17 protein-coding genes and 1 tRNA gene are annotated in these 20,646 nt (G+C 67.4%); 11 read left to right on the top strand and 7 right to left on the bottom strand.

Annotation, left to right across the window (positions count from 1 at the left end; translation table 11 throughout):
• Positions 1-41: 41 nt before the first annotated feature.
• Together LZK98_RS13340 and LZK98_RS13345 are read left to right on the top strand one after the other, a co-directional pair.
• Entirely contained in the window at positions 42-1,622 is a 1,581-nt protein-coding gene (locus tag LZK98_RS13340) for a hypothetical protein (RefSeq protein ID WP_233782863.1), read from the top strand.
• A 153-nt stretch (positions 1,623-1,775) separates the two neighbouring features.
• Positions 1,776-2,081 (top strand): hypothetical protein, encoded by a 306-nt coding sequence (locus LZK98_RS13345; protein WP_233782864.1) that lies wholly within the window; start codon positions 1,776-1,778, stop codon positions 2,079-2,081.
• A gap of 59 nt (positions 2,082-2,140) precedes the next feature.
• Here LZK98_RS13345 and folE read toward each other — a convergent pair whose 3' ends face one another.
• Positions 2,141-2,761, bottom strand: coding sequence for a GTP cyclohydrolase I FolE (gene folE, locus LZK98_RS13350; RefSeq protein ID WP_233782865.1), 621 nt, complete (start codon positions 2,759-2,761; stop codon positions 2,141-2,143).
• Positions 2,762-2,999: 238 nt separating this feature from the next.
• Between folE and LZK98_RS13355 the strand changes: the two genes are divergently transcribed.
• The 3 genes from LZK98_RS13355 (at position 3,000) to LZK98_RS13365 (ending at position 7,808) form a co-directional block, all read left to right on the top strand.
• Positions 3,000-6,002: a TonB-dependent receptor gene (locus LZK98_RS13355; RefSeq protein ID WP_233782866.1), complete on the top strand. Its 3,003-nt coding sequence runs from the start codon at positions 3,000-3,002 to the stop codon at positions 6,000-6,002.
• A gap of 355 nt (positions 6,003-6,357) precedes the next feature.
• Positions 6,358-6,636, top strand: a complete 279-nt coding sequence (locus tag LZK98_RS13360) for an SWIB/MDM2 domain-containing protein (RefSeq protein ID WP_233782867.1) — start codon at positions 6,358-6,360, stop codon at positions 6,634-6,636.
• Positions 6,637-7,019: 383 nt separating this feature from the next.
• Positions 7,020-7,808, top strand: coding sequence for a SapC family protein (locus LZK98_RS13365; protein ID WP_233782868.1), 789 nt, complete (start codon positions 7,020-7,022; stop codon positions 7,806-7,808).
• Positions 7,809-8,137: 329 nt separating this feature from the next.
• Here LZK98_RS13365 and LZK98_RS13370 read toward each other — a convergent pair whose 3' ends face one another.
• Positions 8,138-8,755: a TetR/AcrR family transcriptional regulator gene (locus LZK98_RS13370; protein ID WP_233782869.1), complete on the bottom strand. Its 618-nt coding sequence runs from the start codon at positions 8,753-8,755 to the stop codon at positions 8,138-8,140.
• Between the two features lie 106 nt (positions 8,756-8,861).
• Between LZK98_RS13370 and LZK98_RS13375 the strand changes: the two genes are divergently transcribed.
• The 6 genes from LZK98_RS13375 to LZK98_RS13400 all read left to right on the top strand — a co-directional run bounded on the left by LZK98_RS13375 (position 8,862) and on the right by LZK98_RS13400 (position 18,205).
• Positions 8,862-10,106 (top strand): efflux RND transporter periplasmic adaptor subunit, encoded by a 1,245-nt coding sequence (locus tag LZK98_RS13375; protein WP_233782870.1) that lies wholly within the window; start codon positions 8,862-8,864, stop codon positions 10,104-10,106.
• A 6-nt stretch (positions 10,107-10,112) separates the two neighbouring features.
• Positions 10,113-13,298 (top strand): efflux RND transporter permease subunit, encoded by a 3,186-nt coding sequence (locus LZK98_RS13380; RefSeq protein ID WP_233782871.1) that lies wholly within the window; start codon positions 10,113-10,115, stop codon positions 13,296-13,298.
• A 5-nt stretch (positions 13,299-13,303) separates the two neighbouring features.
• Positions 13,304-14,734 (top strand): efflux transporter outer membrane subunit, encoded by a 1,431-nt coding sequence (locus LZK98_RS13385; RefSeq protein ID WP_233782872.1) that lies wholly within the window; start codon positions 13,304-13,306, stop codon positions 14,732-14,734.
• 196 nt (positions 14,735-14,930) lie between these two features.
• Positions 14,931-16,457 (top strand): cation:proton antiporter, encoded by a 1,527-nt coding sequence (locus LZK98_RS13390; protein WP_233782873.1) that lies wholly within the window; start codon positions 14,931-14,933, stop codon positions 16,455-16,457.
• A gap of 159 nt (positions 16,458-16,616) precedes the next feature.
• Positions 16,617-16,865, top strand: coding sequence for a hypothetical protein (locus LZK98_RS13395; protein ID WP_233782874.1), 249 nt, complete (start codon positions 16,617-16,619; stop codon positions 16,863-16,865).
• Between the two features lie 5 nt (positions 16,866-16,870).
• Positions 16,871-18,205 carry a L,D-transpeptidase scaffold domain-containing protein gene (locus tag LZK98_RS13400; protein WP_233782875.1) on the top strand — a complete coding sequence of 445 codons (1,335 nt, stop codon included), beginning with the start codon at positions 16,871-16,873 and terminating at the stop codon, positions 18,203-18,205.
• A 7-nt stretch (positions 18,206-18,212) separates the two neighbouring features.
• Here LZK98_RS13400 and LZK98_RS13405 read toward each other — a convergent pair.
• From LZK98_RS13405 to LZK98_RS13425, 5 genes are all read right to left on the bottom strand, one after another.
• Positions 18,213-18,289, bottom strand: a tRNA-Arg gene (locus tag LZK98_RS13405).
• Positions 18,290-18,338: 49 nt separating this feature from the next.
• Entirely contained in the window at positions 18,339-18,770 is a 432-nt protein-coding gene (locus LZK98_RS13410; protein WP_233782876.1) for a DUF1178 family protein, read from the bottom strand.
• A complete protein-coding gene (locus LZK98_RS13415; RefSeq protein WP_233782877.1) occupies positions 18,767-19,591 on the bottom strand; it encodes a carbon-nitrogen hydrolase family protein in 825 nt (274 codons plus the stop codon). Before LZK98_RS13415 ends, LZK98_RS13410 begins: the two co-directional genes overlap by 4 nt.
• Positions 19,588-19,845 (bottom strand): glutaredoxin 3, encoded by a 258-nt coding sequence (gene grxC, locus LZK98_RS13420; protein WP_233786585.1) that lies wholly within the window; start codon positions 19,843-19,845, stop codon positions 19,588-19,590. Before grxC ends, LZK98_RS13415 begins: the two co-directional genes overlap by 4 nt.
• 34 nt (positions 19,846-19,879) lie before the next feature.
• Positions 19,880-20,617, bottom strand: coding sequence for a ComF family protein (locus tag LZK98_RS13425; RefSeq protein ID WP_233782878.1), 738 nt, complete (start codon positions 20,615-20,617; stop codon positions 19,880-19,882).
• Positions 20,618-20,646: the final 29 nt, after the last annotated feature.

Genomic DNA, 20,646 nt, shown 5'->3' on the forward strand with positions numbered 1-20,646 from the left:
GACTCCTGCGCCAAGCACCATTTCGCGCAGGAGAAGTTCGGATGTTGGATGCAGCAGGCGGTTCGGGTGCGGTTTCCGCGACGCAGGCGCAACAGCTGGCGCCGAGCCAGAACGGCGCCCGTGACCCGAAGGTCGAGCAGGCAGTCCAGCAGACCGCACGCTTTGCCCAGGAATATCACGGCGACCCGGCCTATGTGATCCAGCAGACCATGGCTGATCCCGATCTCAGTCAGGCACAGAAGGACGAATATATCGCCCGCGTGGTCGATCTCGCGAGTGGCTCCGACTCCGGCTTCCGCACCCAGGCGGGCGGGCTCGACGATCGCGCACGCGGCGAGCTGGTGACTGCGCTCGAGCAGATCGGCGTCGCCTATACCGATCCCGCCACGCCCGAGCTGCGCGAGCAGGTGACCGCGGCGATGGGCCGCAACATCGATTCGGGCCGGCTCGACGCCGATCAGATTTATTCGCTGGTCGATCCGTCACGCAATCCAGCGTCGGACGGGGTGCGCCAGCTGCTCAGCACTGCCACCGACGGTGCAGTGCTGCAGCAGGTCGCCTACGACTTGCGCACCGATGCCGGGCGCAACGGCTATGACATCAACACCCAGAACGGGATGCGCGGCGTCCAGGCGCTGACCGCCGCCGCCGATATCGCCGGCATGGCGGCGAAACACGGCTATTCGGCCGCGGCCAACGGCATCATGGCCCATATCGCCGACCAGCCCAATCCCGGCGAGTTGATCCAGCTGATGGATCGGCTGCCGATGAACGCCTACGGCAACCCGCCGTCGGGCCGCGGCGGCTTCGACGCGGTCGCCTCCGCGCTCGCCGGCACCAACAACCTCTACGCGCAAGCCAAGTTCGACAAGGTCTTCAGCGCCATGGTCGATCTCAGTGGCGAATCGAACGTGCTCGACCGCTCCGCGGGGCTCAACGACCTCGGCGCCTACTTCGACCGCAACCTCAGCCGGCTGAACCAGGAGACCACCTACGCGGGAAGCTGGAACGACCGCGGCGGTGATGCCAAGCCGCCGACGCCCTACCATTCGCTCACCGAGCGCTTCATGCGCAACGTGATGCTCAACAGCGAGTTCGACGGCAAGGCCGCCACCCAGCAGGCGATCGGCGACGAGATGGCGCGGCTCGGCAACATCGTCGGCGCGCGCCCCGGCGCGGGCGCTCCCAACGAGGCGCAGCGCACCGAGGCGGCGATGCAGTTCGGCACGCTGCTCGGCTCGATGCAGGGCGCCGCGGCGTCCTACGTCAAGAGCACCCGTGATAGCGCCGACCAGCAGATCGAATCGATCCGCACCATCACCGATCTCCTCACCGATCAGGTGCTCGGCAAGACCGGTCCGCTCGGCGAAGCGTTCGGCGGTCAGCTCGTCGATGCCTTCTGGGATCATCTCGGCAGCAGCGCCGAAGCCGGCGCCGAACAGGACGTCAGCGACGCGATGGGACAGCTCACCGACATCGGCGAGGCGATCGACCAGGCGATGACGCGGTCGCTGCGCGACAACTACCCGCCCTCGACCGCCGATCGGACGGGGGTCAACGGCCCAGGCATCATCGCCGACTACGAAGGAGCGGTGACGACGCACCGGGCCAATCCGGAGTGACGGATGGGTCAGTTCTCCGCCAACTGCTCCGGGCGCGGGTATTCTACATCCCGTGCTCACCGATCCTGAACCTCGGCTGCCGATCGGGTTCAGCGCCGCCTCAGCCGGCCTGCACTATTCGCCGATGATGCGAAGACCCGCAGGAGATCGGACATGACCCTGAAGACCTTGTTGCTCGGCCTCACCGCCGCCGCCGCGATCGCGGTGCCCGGTGTCGCGTCGGCGCAATATTATGACCATGGCCGCGGATATTACGGCCGCGGCTATTATGACGGCCCCCGCTATGACGGCCGCCGCGACTATCGCCATCACGATCGCTGGGATCGCCGCGACCGGTGGAGCCGGTGGGACCGCTATCGCTGGGAGCAGCGCCGCCGCTGGGCACGGGAACGGCGCCATCATCGCCACTATCGCGATTACGACCGAGGCGGGTGGAACGGCTACGGCTATTATCGCTGATCCACGCGAGGAGAGGTTCGGGACCGGCTGTCACATGGCGGCCGGTCCCGTCCCGTTCATCAGTCCCTGACCCCCATCAGCGCCAGCACTTCCTTGCGGCTGCGATCGTCCTCGCGGAACACGCCCATCATCCGGCTGGTGACCATCGCCACGCCCGGCGTGCGCACGCCGCGCGCGGTCATGCAGGCGTGGCTCGCCTCGATCACCACCGCGACGCCGCGCGGCTTGAGATTGTCCCAGATGCAGTCGGCGACCTCGGCGGTCAGCCGCTCCTGAACCTGCAGCCGCCGCGCGAAGCCGTGCAGCACGCGCGCGAGCTTCGAGATGCCGACGACATGGTCCTGCGGCAGATAGGCGATGTGCGCCCTGCCGATGATCGGCGCCATATGATGCTCGCAATGCGACTGGAACGGAATGTCCTTGAGCAGCACGATCTCGTCATAGCCGCCCACTTCCTCGAACACGCGGCTCAGATGCTCCGAGGGGTGTTCGCCATAGCCCTGGCAATATTCCTTCCACGCGCGCGCGACGCGCTTCGGCGTGTCGAGCAGCCCTTCGCGATTCGGATCGTCGCCGGCCCAGCGGATCAGCGTCCGCACCGCCTCCGCGACCTCGTCGGGCACCGGAATCTTGGGGGCGGAAGCGACCAGATCGCCGTCGTCGGGTTCGTCGCCATGCATGTCCGTTCTCGTCTCCTGCGTCGCTTCCGCCGGATTTCCGTTACGGCAGTCGCGATTTTCCAAATATCGGTCTTGTATTGAAACTGTTTCACCTTGGCCACAGCCCGGAAAAACCGCGGAAAAGCTGAGTTAAATGCAATTGACGCTTCAGAATCGTGGGCGTTAGTATCTCCGGTATGGTTTTCCAACCCCGTTAGACCGGCTCGAAGACCGGCGGCGGACAAGAGAGGGGATGTCCATGAAGAAGTTCGAGCTGCTTGCGGCTTCGGCGTTGACTTTGGTCGCCGCCACGCCCGCTTTCGCCCAGGATACCGCCGCAACGCAAGCGCCGCCAGCCGCGGCGACGCAGACGGCGGACGAAGATCAGGGCGGCGTCGCCGACATCGTCATCACTGCGCAGCGCCAGTCCGAACGGCTCCAGGACGTGCCGATCGCGGTGTCGGCCTTCACCGCCGAGAACCTTCAGCAGCAGCAGATCGTCAACCCGACCGCGCTGCAGCAGACGCTGCCCAACATCACCTATACCAAGACCAACTTCACCAGCTCGAGCTTCACCATCCGCGGCATCGGCGATCTGTGCGTGGGCGTCACCTGCGACAGCGCGACCGCGATCCACGTCAACGACATGCCCCTGCTCGGCAGCCGCCTGTTCGAAAGCGAGTTCTACGACCTCGAGCGCGTCGAGGTGCTGCGCGGGCCGCAGGGCACGCTGTTCGGCCGCAACGCGACGTCGGGCGTGGTCAACTTCATCACCGCCAAGCCCGACCTCTCGGGTATCCATGCCGCGGGCGAGTTCGAATACGGCAATTACGACTCCAAGCAGGCGAAGGCGATGCTGAACGTGCCGCTTGCGAGCACGCTGGGCGTGCGCGTCGCCGGCATGTGGCTCAACCGCGACGGCTATACGAAGAACCTCCACACCGGCAACCGCATCGACGGCCGCGACCTGTGGTCGGTGCGCGGCACCATCTCGTGGGAACCCGATCCCAATACCCGGCTCGACCTGATCGGCTATTATTTCCACGAGAAGGACGACCGCTCCCGCATCCAGAAGCAGCTCTGCCACCGCGACCCGACCGGCGTGCTCGGCTGCCTGCCCGACCGCCTGGCCAATGAGACCACCAACGGCAACTCGCTGCTCAACACGATCTTCACCTCGACCGAGGTGATCAACCTCAACTTCGGCGCCGCGGCAGGGCTGTTCCGGCCGCTTTCGACCGGCAGCCTCTACAACCCCAACGACGCCTATGCCGGCGTCGTCAACCCGCGCGGCATGCGCACGGTCGACATCGATTTCGAGCCGACCTATTTCGCCAAGGAGCAGCAGTACACCGCCAAGTTCTTCCACGATTTCGGTTCGGTCTCGCTCAACATGACCGGCGGCTACATGGAGAACGAGGTCCGCTCGCGTACCGACTACAACCTGGCGGTCAGCAGCTTCTCCACCTCCGCGCTTCAGGCGCTGGAACTCTATGCAAGCAACCCGTCGCCGTACCAACCGCTCTTCCAGGCGATCCGCAACACGCTGATCCCCAATGGTCCGACCGGCGGCCTGTGCCAGTCGGCGCCCGATCCCAATAACCTCGGCGTGTTCGGTGGGGCGTCGATCGGCTGCTATCCGACCAGCCTCGATTTCGACGAATCGAGCCAGAAGGTGAAGCAATATTCCGCCGAAGCGCACATCGACAGCCATTTCGATGGGATGTTCAACTTCCTGCTCGGCGGCATCTATTTCGACAGCAAGACCTATAACAACAGCTATTACGTCAACAGCTTCGGCCTGGATTATGCCGCAGCGATCCTCGGCGCCGGGCAGACGATCGGCCAGCGGGCGGCGGGCAACGTCACCTATCCCGCGGTCTACCGAGCCTCGCCGTTCTTCCGGAACAACACCGACTTCTTCCACCTGAAGTCGTGGGGCGTGTTCGGCGAGACCTATTTCGAATTCAACGATAAGGTGAAACTGACGCTGGGCCTGCGCTACAACCACGATGAGAAATATGTGCGGGCGCGCAGCACCCTGCTCTCGGACGCGATCGGCCAAGGGGTGTTCATCCCTTATGGCAGCGATTCCTTCACCGACGCAGTCAACTACGCCAATCTCGATTTCGACGCGAACACGCCTGGCGCGCAAGACTTCGCGATCAATAAGGTCAAGTTCAACCGGCTGACCGGCCGCGCGGTGCTCGACTATCGCATCACGCCCGACAACCTGCTCTACGCATCCTACTCGCGCGGATATAAGTCGGGCGGCATCAACCCGCCGCTGTCGCCGTCGTTTGCGGTGCCGATTACGTTCGATCCGGAGAAGGTCGACGCGTTCGAGATCGGGTCGAAGAACACCTTCGGCAACGGGAAGCTGCGGCTCAATGTCACCGGCTTCTACTACAAGTACAACAGCTTGCAGCTCAGCCGCATCGTCTCGCGCACTGCGGTCAACGACAACGTCAACGCCGACATCTACGGCGTCGAGGCGGAGGCGATCATCAGCCCGGTCCGCAAGTTCGTGGTCAACGCGAACTTCAGCTACCTGCATTCGAAGGTGTCGAGCGACAAGTTCATCGCCGATCCACGCGACCCTTCGGGCGGCCGGTCGGATGCGGTGATCATCAAGGACATCTCGAACGCGGCGAACTGTGCGATCCTGTCCAACACGGGCAGCGCCGTGGCGGTGAACACCTTCGTCACGGCGGTCAATTCCGCCATCGGCCTCCGCGGACCGACGGCAGTGCCGGGCACCAACACCACCGGCGCATTCAGCGTCTGCTCGGCGCTGCAGGCGGCCGCGGCCAATCCGTCGGCGCCGCTCCGCGCGCTGTTCGGCGTGCCGACCGGCGCCCTGCCCTTCACCATGCTCGGCAGCGGCGTCGACGTGAACATCCGCGGCAACAAGCTGCCCGGTGCGCCGACCTACAAGGCGTCGGTGGGCGCGCAGTACACCATCGACTTCGCCAACGGCATGTCGCTGGTGCCGCGCGCCGACCTCAACTTCACCGGCAACAGCTACGCCAGCGTGTTCAACCGCCAGATGGACCGCCTGCCCGCCTATGAGGTGATCAACGCGCAGATCACGCTGAACGGCGCCGACGACCGGTGGTATCTGCGCGGCTTCGTGCAGAACCTGACCAACAACAACGCGGTCACCGGCCAATATACCGGCGATCAGGCGTCGGGTCTCTACACCAACGTCTTCACGATCGAGCCGCGGCGCTACGGCATCGCTGCCGGCTTCCGCTTCTGATCGGCGGAGGGGAGGAGAAGGGGCGGGTGCACGGCGCCCGCCCCTTTTTCTCGCCGTCTCGATGCAGTCGACCGCACCGGACGGACGCTTCACCGCACCGGAGCGGGCGACTGTACCAAAAGCGCTTCACAAGCGCGGCCGGGTCCGCTGGAAATCCCTTGACGGCACATGGCAAGGGATATCGACGAAGAAACAGGCTCCAAATACGTGGATAACCGTCACAAGACGCGTGCATCCGGCGAAAATCCGCAATACATCACGCGAAGCGACAACGGCGGGAGGCAGCGCCAGGCCGTCGGCGCTTATCAAGGAATGAACGCGGGGGTAGGCCCCTCGCGATGAGTGGGAGAAGAACATGGCAAAGGAAGCCACCAAGAAGTCCGGCGGCGCTCGTGGGGGGATCACCGCGCCGGTGACTCCGTCTCCGGAGCTCGCCGCGATCGTCGGCAACGGCCCGCTGCCGCGCAGCGAGATCGTCAGCAAGATCTGGGCTCACATCAAGGCGAACAACCTTCAGAACCCGGCGAACAAGCGCGAGATCCTGGCCGACGACAAGCTGAAGAAGATCTTCGGCAAGGACAAGGCCACGATGTTCGAGATGAACAAGCACATCAGCGGCCACGTCAAGGCGTGAGCCCAAGCGCCCGGCGGCGATACCCTCGCCGCCGGACCGCCTGCCGGGCGCGCGGCGCCGGCAAATTGAGGGGACTGGACCATGTCCGCCCCCTCCACCGTCATCCCGGACCTGTTCCGGGGTCCACGGGCAACCAAGCGTAGCTTTCGCGGTTCCAGCCGAAACCGCAGCGCCATTCCTTGTGGAGACGTGGATGCCGGAACAAGTCCGGCATGACGATTTAGGCCGTCCCAGGCCGTGGCGCGGCCACAAAGGCTTCCAAAGCCAAGTCCGCCCCTCTCAACAGCTTGCGGCCGCCCCGCGCTCCGCCTAGTAAGCGGTGATCGTCAGACGCAGCGTGCGCCGGGCGGCAAAGATTCCAACTCCCGCAGGAGAGACCTTCGATGGCCACCAATCCGGCCGCCCAGCTTCCGTTGTTCTACAACGACCTTCAGCCGCTCTCGAGCCAGACCCATGCCGACTGGCGCGTGCGCCAGACCAATGCCGCGCCGTTCCTCGCCGCCCAGCACGCCGTGCCGCTGACGGTCGAGGAGTTCCCGCTGGTCCAGCGCCGCATGCCGATCGTGTTCTCGGTCGGCGACGATCCGATCCCGCTCGCGCTCATGGGCCTCAACGAAGGCGTCAACGTCTTCATCGACAGCGAGGGCAAGCTGCGCGATCAGGAGACCTACGTCCCGGCCTATATCCGCCGCTATCCCTATATGCTGGCGCGCCTGCGTCCGGATGCGGACGAGTTGTCGCTGTGCTTCGACCCGTCGTCGGACACGATCGGTGCGTTCGATGAAGGCGAGAAGCTGTTCGAGAACGGCGAGCCGACCGAAGTGACCAAGGCGATCCTGGGCTTTGCCGAGCAGTTCGAGCAGGCCGGCCAGCGCACGTCGCAGTTCATGGCCGAGCTCAAGCAGCTCGAGCTGCTGATCGACGGCGAGGTTCAGATCCAGCCCGACGGCGCGGCGCAGCCGTTCATCTACCGCGGCTTCCAGATGGTCGACGAGAAGAAGCTCACCGAGCTGCGCGGCGACCAGCTGCGCAAGATGGTGCAGTCGGGGATGCTGCCGCTGGTCTATGCCCATCTCTTCTCGCTGAGCCTGATGCGCGATCTGTTCGCCAAGCAGGCGCAGCAGGGTAACGCGCCGGTGCCGGCCTCGGCGATCGAGGCCGCCAACGCCTGACGCGGAACCGTCACAGAGCCCGGTTAGGGCATCCCGAAAGGGGGAAAGCGCCGGACGCCAAGAGCGGCCGGCGCTTTTTTGTTTTCGATTGCCGTCATCCCGGCGAAAGCCGGGATCTCCCAAGGCTATAGTACGACAGCCGCCTGAGATCCCGGCTTTCGCCGGGATGACGATTTGATCCGGATCGGTCCAGATTCTGCCCGGAATCCCCTCTCCCATTGGGAGCGGGAGTGGGAGGGTGAGGGCGACCATCGCTGGCCGCAGTCACCCTCACCCTCCCGCAGCTTCGCTGCTCCTTCCCTCTCCCAACGGGAGAGGGACAGTGATGGCTAACCCGCCAGCTCGTCGATCTCACGCTCAATAACGGCGGTAATGTAATGGCCGAGCGGCTCCGTCTTCATGTCGGGATGAACGACCATGCGCGCCATCACGCCGAAGCCCTGCGCCAGGATGAAGTCGATCAGCGTCGCGCATTTGTCGGTCCGCTCCTTCGCCGGAGCGAGCGCGGCAAGCGCGGCCGACAGGTTCCGGCGGATACGCGCGTCCATCGTGCGCATGATCGCCGCGACGCGCTCGTTGCGGCCGGCCTCGGCCAGGATCTCGGTCATCATCCGGCACTTCTCGGCCGTGTCGTCGACCGAGCCGAACCGCTTGATCCAGCTGCGGATCGCCGGGAGATCGCCCTTGGCGACGGCCTGGGCGAGGACATCCTCCTCGATCCATTCCGCGACCCCTTCCTCGCAAATGGCGGCGATCACGTCCTCCTTGCTCTCGAAGTCGCGGTAGATCTGGCCGACCTTGATTCCCGACGCCGCGGCGATCTGCGCGACGCCGGTGCGGTGAAAGCCATGCTCGATGAAAAGCGCCCGTGCCGTCTCGATCACATGCCGGCGCCGCACGTCGGCCCGGCTCGCACGCGCCGCATTCTCGACGAGCGCCGTGTTCATCTGTATCTTTCCCTCCGGCTTGACAACGACCCTGCCGGCGGACTAGTCGGCGCCGACACACAAGTGAATGATCGTTCACATATAATCACAGCCTGCAGGTAAGTCCATGAAAAATATCGCTTCCGCGATCGGAATCACGTTGCTGCTCGCAGGCTGTGGTGGTGCACCGCAGCAACCGCCGTCCGGTCCGCCCCAGGTCGGAGTCGTGACGGTGCGCGAGGAGCCGGTGACGCTCAGCACCGAGCTGCCGGGCCGCACCAGCGCCTATGAGACCTCGGACGTGCGTCCGCAGGTCAACGGCATCATCCTCGCCCGCCTGTTCGAGGAAGGCGACTATGTGCGTGCGGGGCAGCCGCTCTACCGCATCGATCCCAAGCCCTATGAGGCGCAGGTCGCCAACGCGCGCGCTAGCCTCGCCCGGGCGCGGGCGGCGATCGCCTCGTCGCAGGCGCTCGCGCGGCGCTACGGCGAGCTGGTCAAGATCAACGCCATCTCCCGCCAGGATGCGGAAAACGCGATCACCAGCGCCCAGCAGGCGCAGGCCGATGTCGCAGCGCAGCAGGCGGCATTGCGCAGCGCCGAGATCGATCTCGGCCGCACCACCATCCGCGCGCCGATCTCGGGCCGGATCGGCCGCTCCGCCTTCACCACCGGCGCGCTGGTCTCGGCCGCGCAGGCCGATGCGCTCGCGGTCATCCAGCGGCTCGACCCGATCTACGTCGATATCCAGCAATCGAGCGCCGACCTACTCAAGTTGCGCCAGCAGATCATGTCGGGTGAGCTCGCCTCCGGCGGCAACGCACGCGTGCGGCTGAAGCTCGAGGACGGCTCGACCTATCCGGTCGAGGGCACGCTCAAGTTCACCGACGTGACGGTCGATCCGACGACCGGCAGCCAGGTGATCCGCGCGGTCTTCCCGAACCCGCGCGGCCTGCTGCTGCCGGGGATGTATGTTCGTGCCGAGCTGGTCCAGGGCATCAAGTCCAACGGCATGCTGGTGCCGCAGCGCGGCGTGACGCGCGACGAAAAGGGCAATGCCACCGCGCTGGTGGTCGGCGCCGACGGCAAGCTCCAGCCGCGCACGCTCACCGCGCCGCGGACGGTCGGCCAGAACTGGCTCGTCACTGCGGGCCTCAAGCCCGGCGACCGCGTGGTCGTCGAGGGCGCGCAGAACCTCCAGCCCGGCACGCCGGTCAAGGCCGTTCCCTTCCAGGAGAACGCCGGCAACCAGGCGCCGGGCGGCCAGCAGCCGCAGGGCGCCGCGCCGGCGGGCGAGGCTCAGAATGGTCAGGCCCAGAACGGTCAGGCTCCGGCCAATCAGCCGCAAGGCAACCAGACACAGGCGAAGTAACCGGCCATGTCACGCTATTTCATCGACCGGCCCATCTTCGCGTGGGTCATCGCCATCATCCTGATGCTGGGCGGCGTGCTCGCGCTGCGCAGCCTGCCGATCGAGCAGTTCCCGACGATCGCGGCGCCGGCGGTGACCATCACCGCCACCTACCCCGGCGCCGACGCGGAGACGATGGAACGAACGACGACGCAGATCATCGAGCAGCAGCTCAAGGGCATCGATCACCTGCGCTACTTCTCGTCGTCGTCCTCCTCGTCCGGCAGCGCGACGATCACCCTCACCTTCGAGCAGGGGACCAACCCCGACATCGCTCAGGTGCAAGTGCAGAACAAGATCCAGGCAGCGACCTCGCTGCTGCCGCAGGAGGTGCAGCGCCAGGGCGTCCAGGTGCAGAAGTCGTCGGCCGCCTTCCTGCTGATCGTCGGCCTTTATTCCGAGGACGGCTCGCACAACTCGGTCGACCTCGCCGACTATGTCATCTCGCGCTTTCAGGATCCGATCAGCCGCGTCAACGGCGTCGGCTCGCTCCAGACCTTCGGCGGCCAATATGCGATGCGCGTCTGGGTCGATCCGATCAAGCTGGCCAACTACAGCCTGACCATCGGCGACATCAGCAACGCGTTGCAGGCGCAGAATGCGCAGGTTTCCGCCGGCCAGATCGGCGCGCCGCCCGCGCCCAAGGAGCAGATGCTGAACGCGACCGTCTCGGTCCAGTCGCGCCTGCAGACGCCCGAACAGTTCGGTGCGATCCGCCTCAAGACCTCGTCCGACGGCGCGGTCGTGCGGCTGCGCGACGTCGCGCGCCTCGAGCTCGGGGCGGAAGTCTACGGTTTCGCTCCGCTCTACAACGGCAAGCCTGCGTCGGGTTTCGCGGTGATGCTGGCGCCGGGCGCCAACGCGCTCAACACGGTCGACGCGGTGAAGGCCGAGGTCGAGCAGATCGCCAAGCAGTTCCCGTCGGACATCAAGGTGGTCTACCCGCTCGACAGCACGCCCTTCATCCGGCTGTCGATCGAGCAGGTGGTCGAGACGCTGGTCGAGGCGGTGGTCCTCGTCTTCCTCGTCATGTTCCTGTTCCTGCAGAACTGGCGGGCGACGCTGATCCCGACGATCGCGGTGCCGGTGGTGCTGCTCGGCACCTTCGCGGTGATGTCGATCGCGGGCTATTCGATCAACACGCTGACCTTGTTCGGCATGGTGCTCGCCATCGGCCTGCTGGTCGACGACGCGATCGTCGTCGTCGAGAACGTCGAACGCCTGATCCAGGACGAGGGGCTCAGTCCCAAGGACGCCGCGCGCAAGTCGATGGACGAGATCACCGGCGCGCTGGTCGGCATCGCCGCGGTGCTGTCCGCGGTGTTCCTGCCGATGGCCTTCTTCGGCGGCTCGACCGGCGTGATCTACCGCCAGTTCTCGATCACCATCGTCTCGGCGATGGCGCTGTCGGTAATGGTCGCGCTGATCCTGACCCCGGCGCTGTGCGCCACCATCCTGAAGCCGCACGATCCCAACAAGCACGAGGGCAACGGCCCCCTCGCCCGCTTCTTCCGTTGGTTCAACGACTGGTTCGATCGCGGCCGCCACAGGTACGACAAGGGCGTGCGCGGCACCACGCGCAGCTGGAAGCGCTCGGCGCTGGTCTATCTGCTGATCGTGGTGGGCATGGGCACGCTGTTCTATCGGCTGCCGACCAGCTTCCTGCCCGAAGAGGATCAGGGATGGCTGATGGCGATGGTCCAGGGCCCGTCGGGCGCGACGCTGCCGCGCACGGAAAAGGCGCTGGACGTGGTGCGCGACCATTTCCTCAAGGACGAGAAGGCGAACGTCACAGGCATCTTCACGGTCGCCGGCTTCTCCTTCGCCGGCCAGGGGCAGAACGCCGGCATCGCCTTCATCCAGCTCAAGGACTGGAAGGATCGCAAGGGTGCGCAGAACTCGGCGCAGGCGATCGCCGGGCGCGCGATGGGCAGCTTCATGCAATATAAGGACGCGATGATGTTCGCGTTCCTGCCGCCCGCGGTGCAGGAGCTCGGCAACGCCACCGGCTTCGACACATGGCTCGTCGACCGCTCAAACCTCGGCCATGCGCAACTCACCCAGATGCGCAACATGATGCTCGGGATGTCGATGCAGGAGAAACGCGTGGCGCAGGTGCGCCCGATGAGCCTGGACGACGCGCCGCAGCTCAAGGTCAACGTCGACCAGGACAAGGCCGGCGCGCTCGGCCTCGACCTCGCCGCGATCAACACGACGATTGCAACCGCCTGGGGCGGGGCCTATGTCAACGACTTCATCGACCGCGGCCGCGTGAAGCGCGTTTACCTCCAGGCGGACGAGCCCTATCGCCAGTCGCCCGAGAGCATCGGCGACCTCTATGTGCGCGGGGCGAGCGGGACGATGGCGCCGTTCACCGCCTTCTCCGATCTCAGCTGGGTCAATGGGCCGGTGCAGCTCACCCGCTACAACGGCCAGCCCGCGCTCCAGCTTCAGGGCGGCGCGGCACCCGGCGTCAGCACCGGCGACGCGATGACGGCGATGGAGGGCATCCATGCCAAGCTACCGCCCGGCACCGCGCTCGACTGGACCGGCCTCTCCTATGAGGAGCGGCTGTCGGGAAGCCAAGCGCCCGCGCTCTATGGCCTGTCGCTGCTGATCGTGTTCCTGTGCCTCGCCGCGCTCTACGAGAGCTGGTCGGTGCCGATCGCGGTCCTGCTGGTGGTGCCGCTGGGCGTGCTCGGCGCGCTGCTCGCGGCGACGCTGACGGGACTCAACAACGACATCTACCTCCAGGTCGGCCTGATCACGACGATCGGCGTCTCGGCCAAGAACGCGATCCTGATCGTCGAGTTCGCGGAGGAACGCGTGCGCGCCGGCTGGACCGCGTTCGACGCGGCGATGGAGGCGGCACGGCTGCGCTTGCGACCGATCCTGATGACCAGCTTCGCCTTCGTGTTCGGCGTGCTGCCGCTCGCGATCACCACCGGCGCGGGTGCCGGCGGCCAGAACGCGATCGGCCGTGCGGTGGTCGGCGGCATGTTGTCGGCGACGGTGCTGGCGATCTTCTTCGTGCCGATGTTCTTCGTGGTGGTGAGCCGGCTGTTCGGCCACGGCCAAGTCGACAAGCGAACCAGCCCGCCCGAAGGCGAGCCCCGGCCCAATGATGGCGGCGTCGCGCCGCAGGGAGCCTGATTGCAATGACCAAGCCGCTTCTCGCTCTCCTGATGGGCGCGACGATGCTCACCGGATGCAATCTCGCGCCCAAATACGCCCGTCCCGCCAGCCCGGTCCCGCCGGCGCTGCCGGAGGGCGGTGTTTATCCGCGCGCCGCGTCCGACGCGCCGGACGTCACCGCGATCGGTTGGCGGGACTTCTTCCTCGACCCGCGGCTGCGGCAGGTGATCGAGACGGGCCTCGACAACAACCGCGACCTGCGCGTGGCGGCGGCGAATGTGCTGCAGGCGCGGGCGCAGCTGCGCACGCAGCGTGCCGACCAGGTGCCGACGACCACGGTGACGGGCAGCGGCACCTATACGAACAACATCCAGGGTGCGGGTGCCGGAGCAGGCGCGGGCGCAGGTGCCGGCGCGACTTCGTCGAACCTCGAATTCTACTCGCTGAACGCCGGCTTCTCCGCCTTCGAGCTCGATCTGTTCGGCCGCATCCGCAACTTGACGCGGGCGGCGCAGGAGCAGGTGTTCGCCAGCGAGGAGGCGCAGCGCTCGACGCGGATCAGCCTGATCGCGGAGATCGCCACCGCGTGGCTCACCCTCGCCTCCGACCAGGAGCAGCTCCGCCTCTCGCGCGACACGCTGCGCACCTTCGAGGAGACGTTCCGCCTCACCCGCGAGCAGTTCCGCGTCGGCGTCGGTTCGGAGCTCGAGGTGCGGCAGGCGGAGACCAACTACCAGTCCGCCCGCAACGACATCGCGACGCTGGAGACCCGCATCGCGCAGGACCAGAACGCGCTCAACCTGCTGGTCGGCACTACCGTGCCCGCCGAGCAGCTCCCGACCAGCCTCGGCGCGGAGCCGGTCACACGCGACGCATTGCCTGCCAACCTGTCGTCGGAGGTGCTGCTGCGCCGTCCCGACGTGCTGCGCGCCGAGCATCAGCTGATCGCCGAGAACGCCAATATCGGCGCGGCGCGCGCCGCCTTCTTCCCGACGATCTCGCTGACCACGACGATCGGCACGATCGGCACCGCGCTGTCGAGCCTCTTCTCGGGCGGCAGTTTCACCTACAATGCGCAGCCGAGCGCGTCGCTGCCGCTGTTCGACGGCGGACGCCGGGCGGGCAACCTCGACTATGCCAAGGCGTCGCAGCAGGTGGCGGTCGCGACCTATGAGAAGGCGATCCAGACCGCCTTCCGCGAGGTCTCCGACGCGCTCGCCCAGCGCGGCAAGATCGGCGACCAGCTCTCGGCGCAGACCGCGCGGGTCGAGGCGGCGCAGGTCGCCGCGCGGCTGTCCGATGCACGCTTCCGGGCGGGCGTCGATTCCTTCCTCACCACCCTCGACGCGCAGCGCACCGCCTATGCGACCCAGCAGCAGCTCGTGACGACGCGGTTCACCCAGGCGAGCAACCTGGTCGAGCTCTATCGTTCGCTGGGCGGCGGGCTGAACTGATCGCCGCGACGACCCTATCCTTTGTCATTCCCGCGAAGGCGGGAATCCATTGTCGCTGCAGTTGGTGAGACTCACGACGGCCAGCCAGAATGGATTCCCGCCTTCGCGGGAATGACGTGGAAGGGAGGCCGCGCTCAAGCTACGGCACTCCGGGTTGATAGTTGCGAAAGCGGAGTCTTGATCTAGGCTCCGGCGCGTGACCTTCTTCGAGAGCCTCCTCGCGCTGATGCTGGTGGCGGTCCTGCTGCTGCAGGTCTCGCGCAGGCTCGGACTCCCCTACCCCACGCTGCTCGCCGCCGCGGGAGTCGCGGTCGGCATGATCCCGGGCGCGCCGTCGATCCTGATCGCGCCGGAAACCGCGCTCGCGCTGTTCCTCGCGCCGGTGCTGATCGATGCCGCATACGACTACCCGATCGGCGCCGCACGCAAGCTGCTGGCGCCGCTTGTCGTCTATGCCGTCGTTGCGGTGATCGTGACGGCGCTGGCGGTCGCCGGCATCGGCGTCGGGATGCTCGGCCTGCCGCTCGCCGCCGCGCTGACCCTGGGTGCGATCGTCGCGCCGCCCGATGCCGCCGCGGCGACGGCGGTCCTCGTCAACCTGCCGGTCGCGCGCCGCATCGACGCGCTGCTCAAGGGCGAGAGCCTGTTCAACGACGCGACCGCGCTGCTGCTGTTCACCGCCGCGCTGACCGTGCAGCAGCGCGGCGGGCTCGATGGCGGCACGGCCGCGCAGCTCGCCCTCGCCGCGCCGGGCGGCATCCTGTTCGGCATCGCCTATGGCTGGCTCGTCTCGCGGCTGCAGCCGCTGGTCGGCAATACCGTGGGCGCGACGTTGCTCCAGTTCGTCCACGCCTTCCTCACCTGGATCATCGCCGAGCATCTGCACCTGTCCGCCGTCCTCGCCGTGGTGGCGAGCGCGATGACGATCGCTTCCCGTGCCAGGGCGAGCGATTCCCCGCGGATGCGCGTCCATTCCTTCGCGGTGTGGACGACCGTGGTTTTCCTGCTCAACGTCCTCGCCTTCCTGCTGATGGGCCTGCAGGCGCGGCGCATCGTGGCGGCGATGGACGCCGCCGAATTCGCCCGCGCCGCCTGGTTCGCGGGCGCGGTGGTGCTGGCGGCGATCGTGGTGCGGCTGGTGATCTCGTTCGGCTATCGCTGGGCAGTCACCCCTCGCCACGGCGAGGAGACCGAGCGTCTTTCCCGCGCCGAAACCTTCCTGCTCGGCTGGACGGGAATGCGAGGTCTCGTCACCCTCGCCACCGCCTTCGCGCTTCCGGCCGACTTTCCCGAGCGCAACACCGTCGTCCTTGCCGCCTTCGCGGTCGTGCTGGTGACGCTGGTCGTGCAGGGAGCCACCCTCGCGCCCTTCATCCGCTTCTTCGGCATCAGCCGCACCGCCGAGGCCGAGAACGAGATCGTCCAGGCGCGCATCGCCCTCGCCGGCGCCGCGCTCGAACGGCTCGAGGACGAGCCCGGCGAAGAGGCTGGGCAGTTGCGCGATCTCTACGAGCAATTCCGCGACGGCCGGCGCAGTTCGCCGTCGCTCGATCGCCGCCAAGGCCTAGCGCTCGCGGCAGTGCTCGCCCAGCGCGAGCGGCTCGACCGCCTGCGCGCCGAGAACCGCGTCGGCGCCGATGCCTATCTCCAGCTCCAGGAGGAGCTCGACTGGAAGCAGCTCTCGGTGGCGAGCGACGACGAGCGGCGTATCGCCGAGAGCTGATCGCCGACATCGCCGCCACATCCGTCGCAGGTCGTCGCGCATCGCGCACCGTTGGTCGCTCCCGGGATGGCGGGCGAGCTCCCGGCGAGTTCCTCTTCCGCTGGGGGTGACCATGCGTACCGGCCTCAGAGACCGGACGCGCTTGAAGGGATGTGACATATGCGTTTCCGACCCATCATGCTGGCGAGCCTGGGCGCGCTCACGCTCGCGGCTTGCGCCAAGGAGGAACAGGTCGCGTCGGCGCCGCCGCCACCGCCCGGAGCGGTTCCGGGCAGCACCGCGGCGGACCGCGACGGCGACGGCATCGTCGACGGCTATTACACCGCCGACGGCATCTATCATCCCAACGCCGCGCCGGCCCTGCCGCCGCCTCCGCCGGCACCGACCCGTCTGGGAGAACGGGGCTGACCACCATGCTTCCGGGAGTGCGGCGGCGCCGCACTCCCCTCTGCCTCGCCATCGCGATTGCTGCCTTCTTCGCCGGCCAGGCGACCGCCGCGGCACCGGCAGGACAAAGGACCGCGCGCTCCGCCCGCGTCCCGGCCATATCCGACGCGATCGTGTCAGCCATTCGGGAGGAAGCCAATGGCTCGCTCAAGCGCTTCTACGCCAGCCGCGGCTTCCGGCCGCTATGGGCGCCGGACGGCCGGTTCGGACGCGCCACTGACACGCTGATCGGCTATCTGAACTCGGCCGAGCTCGACGGGCTCGAGCCTTCATCCTACGATGTCGGTGAGCTCCGCGATCTCGTCGGCCAGGCGCGCAGCGGCGACCCGCGGGCGGTCGCTCGCGCCGAGCTCGCGCTCTCGGAAGCCTTCGCGCGCTACGTCCAGGACCAGCGCCGACCGCGCGACGTCGGCATGATCTATGCGGACCGCAAGCTGAAGCCGAAAAAGCTCCGCACCGAGACGGTCCTACGCGCCGCCGCCTTCCCCAAGTCGTTCGGCGACTATGTCGCCGACATGGGCTGGATGAGCGACCAGTACGTCCGCCTGCGCGCACTGGCGGCGCGGGCCCGCAAGGTCGGCGCATCCGAGCAGGAAATGGAACGCCTGCGCCTTAATCTCGATCGCGCACGGCTGCTTCCGGGTCCCTGGACCCGCCATGTCGTCGTCGATGCCTCCTCCGGCCGGCTCTGGTATTATGAGGCGGGAAAGCAGGTCGGGACGATGCGCGTCGTTGTCGGCGCACGCGAGACGCAGACACCGATGCTCGCCGGCACGCTGCAATGGGCGATCCTCAATCCCTATTGGAACGTGCCGACCTATCTCGCCCGCAACGACATCGCGCCCAAGGTGCTGGGCGGCCGCTCGCTCGCCTCGATGAAGATGGAGGCGCTGTCCGACTGGAGCGCCTCGCCGCGCACGCTCGATTCCAGGGCGATCGACTGGCACGCGGTGGCGGCCGGCGAAGAGGAAGTGCGCCTGCGCGAGCTGCCCGGCCCGGCCAATTCGATGGGGAAGGTCAAGTTCCTCTTCCCGAACAAGGAGGGGATCTATCTGCACGACACGCCCAAGCGCGACCTGCTGCGCAAGGACGACCGCCATTTCAGCAACGGCTGCATCCGGCTGGAGAATGCGGCGGAACTCGGCCGCTGGCTGCTCCAGAAGCCGCTCGGGACGGCGAAGACGCCGGAACAGGCGGTGCCGCTTCCGGTGCCGACCCCGGTTTACCTGACCTACATCACCGCGACCGCGACGGACGCGGGCCTGGCCTTTCGCAACGACGTGTACGGGCGGGATGGCTGAAGGGCGATGGTGCCCTCGAGAGGATTCGAACCTCCGACCTGCGGTTTAGGAAACCGTTGCTCTATCCTGCTGAGCTACGAGGGCGCTGGAGAGGCTGGTAGTAGGCGCGCCGCCAAGGGTCAATCGCATGCGCTCAGTTGAGCGTCTCGGGCGGGACCACCGGCACCAGCAGCGGCGCCACCGGCACGCCTTCCTCTACCAGCGCCCTCGCCTGGTCGGGAGTCGCCTGGCCGTGGATCGGCCCGGCCGGCTCGTCGCCGAGATGCATCGCGCGCGCCTTGTCAGCGAAGGCCATGCCGACCCATTGCGAGGTCTTGAGCGCCTCCGCCTGCTCGGCCGCGATGGCCGCCAGCGCCGCCTTCACCGCCTCCGGCGTCGGCCGGGCGTCGCGGCGATTGCCCTTGGACGCGACGTTGGGCGCCATTACCGCCTTCGCTACGTCGCTGACGCCGCACATCGGACAGGCAATCAGCGATCCTGCGCGCTGCTCCTCATAGGCCGTGCTGGAGGCGAACCACGCCTCGAACACATGGCCGCTGGCGCATTTGAGGTCGAACGCGATCATCGCGCCGCCTCCACCGGAGGAATCGCGCGGCGATGCGCGAGCACCGGGATGCGCGCGCGGGTGTCGGCCACACGCGCCGGATCGATCTCGGCAAAGCCCAGTCCCGCCTCGCTCCCCATGTCGAGCAACACACCGCCCCAGGGATCGATCACCAGCGAATGGCCATAGGTGGCGCGGCCGTCGTCGTGATTGCCGACCTGCGCCGCGGCGACCACGAAAGCGGCAGATTCGATAGCGCGCGCTCGGAGCAGCGTATGCCAGTGCGCCATACCCGTCGGCACCGTGAACGCCGCCGGCACCGCCAGGATCGTCGCCCCCGCCCCGCTCAGCGCCTGGAAGAGCGCGGGAAAGCGCAGGTCGTAGCAGATCGACAGGCCCAAGGTGCCGAGCGGCGTCTCCGCCGTCACCGCACGCTCGCCCGGCGCATAGGCGGCCGACTCGCGCCAGCTCTCGCCGGTGGGCAGATCGACGTCGAACAGATGGAGCTTGTCGTAGGTGGCGCGGATCGCGCCCGTATCGTCGATCACGAAGCTGCGGTTGGCGAAGCGCCCATCGTCCGCCAGCACCGCCAGCGAGCCGAGATGCACCCACAGCCCCTGCTCCGCCGCCGCGCCGCGCACCGCCGCCAGCACCGGATCGTCCTCGGCGCGCACGACCGACTCCGCCGCCCGATCGCGGTCGCGATCGATCAGGTTGGACATCTCCGGCGTGAACAGCATCGCCGCGCCGGCCGCCTTCGCCTCGGCCACTGCCGATACGATGGTGCGCGCGTTCGCCGCGGGGTCGATCCCGCTGGTCATTTGGAGCAGGGCCGCCTTCATGCCGCGAGCAACCGATCCAGCGATCCCTCGCGATCGAGCGCGGCCAGATCGTCCGATCCGCCGACATGGCGCCCGTCGATGAAGACCTGCGGCACGGTGGTCCGCCCATCGGCGCGCTGGATCATCTCGGCGCGGCGGGGGCCGCCCATGGTGATGTCGAACTCCTCGTACGCCACGCCCTTCTCGCCGAGCAGCCGCTTGGCGCGCGTGCAGTAGGGACAGAATGCCTTGGTGTAGATTTCGACCTTCGCCATGATGGCGGAGAGGTGTGGGCGGAAGCCCGTCTTGTCAATCATTTGCTTGGCGCTCGATCACCCGCGCCCAGGCGAGCACCGTCACCCGCGCCGCACCGCCCTTGAGCAGGACGCGGGTACAGGCGGCCACTGTCGCGCCCGTGGTATAGACGTCATCGACCAGCACGACATGCTTCTCGCTGAGCCGCTCCCCTGCCCCGTCGGCCAGCGCGAACGCTCCCGCGACTGCCTTCGCCCGCTGGCGCGGCCCCAGTCCGCGCAATACCGGCGTCGCCTTGGCGCGCAGCAGCAGCCGTGGCTCATGCGGGATGCCGCTCCCCTTCGCCAGCCCGCCGGCGATCAGCGCCGCCTGGTTGTATCCGCGCGACCACAGCCGCCAGCGATGGAGCGGCACCGGCACGATCAGCTGCGCATCACCGGGCAGCAGCCGCGCCATCTGCCGCGCCGCCGTCTCGGCAAAGGCGCTGCGCCCGCCATATTTGAGCCGCAGCGCCACCGTCTTGGCGATCTCGCCATAAGCCACCGCGGCGCGGGCGCCGGCATAAGGCGGCGGATCGGCCAGGCAGGCGCCGCACAGCGCCTCCTCGCCGCGATCGAACTCGAACGGCAGCGCGCAGCCCGCGCACCACGGCGGTCCCAGGAAATCGAACGACGCCCAGCAGGCGGCGCAGAAGCGGTGGTCCGCTTCGACCACGGCACCACACCCTGGACAACGCGGCGGCAGCGCCAGCGCGGCGACGAGGGCGAGCGGCCGGGCGACATTCGCGATCACGCCCCCTTGTCGCCGCCCGCGCGCCGCCG

This window comes from Sphingomonas cannabina (genome assembly GCF_021391395.1).
Classification (GTDB): Bacteria; Pseudomonadota; Alphaproteobacteria; order Sphingomonadales; family Sphingomonadaceae; genus Sphingomonas; species Sphingomonas cannabina.

Coding starts and splice junctions, on each gene's coding strand:
- grxC (WP_233786585.1), bottom strand. CDS start 19,845: ATGGCGAAGGTCGAAATCTACACCAAGGCATTCTGTCCCTACTGCACG.
- LZK98_RS13375 (WP_233782870.1), top strand. CDS start 8,862: ATGAAAAATATCGCTTCCGCGATCGGAATCACGTTGCTGCTCGCAGGC.
- folE (WP_233782865.1), bottom strand. CDS start 2,761: ATGCATGGCGACGAACCCGACGACGGCGATCTGGTCGCTTCCGCCCCC.
- LZK98_RS13380 (WP_233782871.1), top strand. CDS start 10,113: ATGTCACGCTATTTCATCGACCGGCCCATCTTCGCGTGGGTCATCGCC.
- LZK98_RS13370 (WP_233782869.1), bottom strand. CDS start 8,755: ATGAACACGGCGCTCGTCGAGAATGCGGCGCGTGCGAGCCGGGCCGAC.
- LZK98_RS13385 (WP_233782872.1), top strand. CDS start 13,304: ATGACCAAGCCGCTTCTCGCTCTCCTGATGGGCGCGACGATGCTCACC.
- LZK98_RS13395 (WP_233782874.1), top strand. CDS start 16,617: ATGCGTTTCCGACCCATCATGCTGGCGAGCCTGGGCGCGCTCACGCTC.
- LZK98_RS13365 (WP_233782868.1), top strand. CDS start 7,020: ATGGCCACCAATCCGGCCGCCCAGCTTCCGTTGTTCTACAACGACCTT.
- LZK98_RS13355 (WP_233782866.1), top strand. CDS start 3,000: ATGAAGAAGTTCGAGCTGCTTGCGGCTTCGGCGTTGACTTTGGTCGCC.
- LZK98_RS13415 (WP_233782877.1), bottom strand. CDS start 19,591: ATGAAGGCGGCCCTGCTCCAAATGACCAGCGGGATCGACCCCGCGGCG.
- LZK98_RS13400 (WP_233782875.1), top strand. CDS start 16,871: ATGCTTCCGGGAGTGCGGCGGCGCCGCACTCCCCTCTGCCTCGCCATC.
- LZK98_RS13345 (WP_233782864.1), top strand. CDS start 1,776: ATGACCCTGAAGACCTTGTTGCTCGGCCTCACCGCCGCCGCCGCGATC.
- LZK98_RS13340 (WP_233782863.1), top strand. CDS start 42: ATGTTGGATGCAGCAGGCGGTTCGGGTGCGGTTTCCGCGACGCAGGCG.
- LZK98_RS13410 (WP_233782876.1), bottom strand. CDS start 18,770: ATGATCGCGTTCGACCTCAAATGCGCCAGCGGCCATGTGTTCGAGGCG.
- LZK98_RS13360 (WP_233782867.1), top strand. CDS start 6,358: ATGGCAAAGGAAGCCACCAAGAAGTCCGGCGGCGCTCGTGGGGGGATC.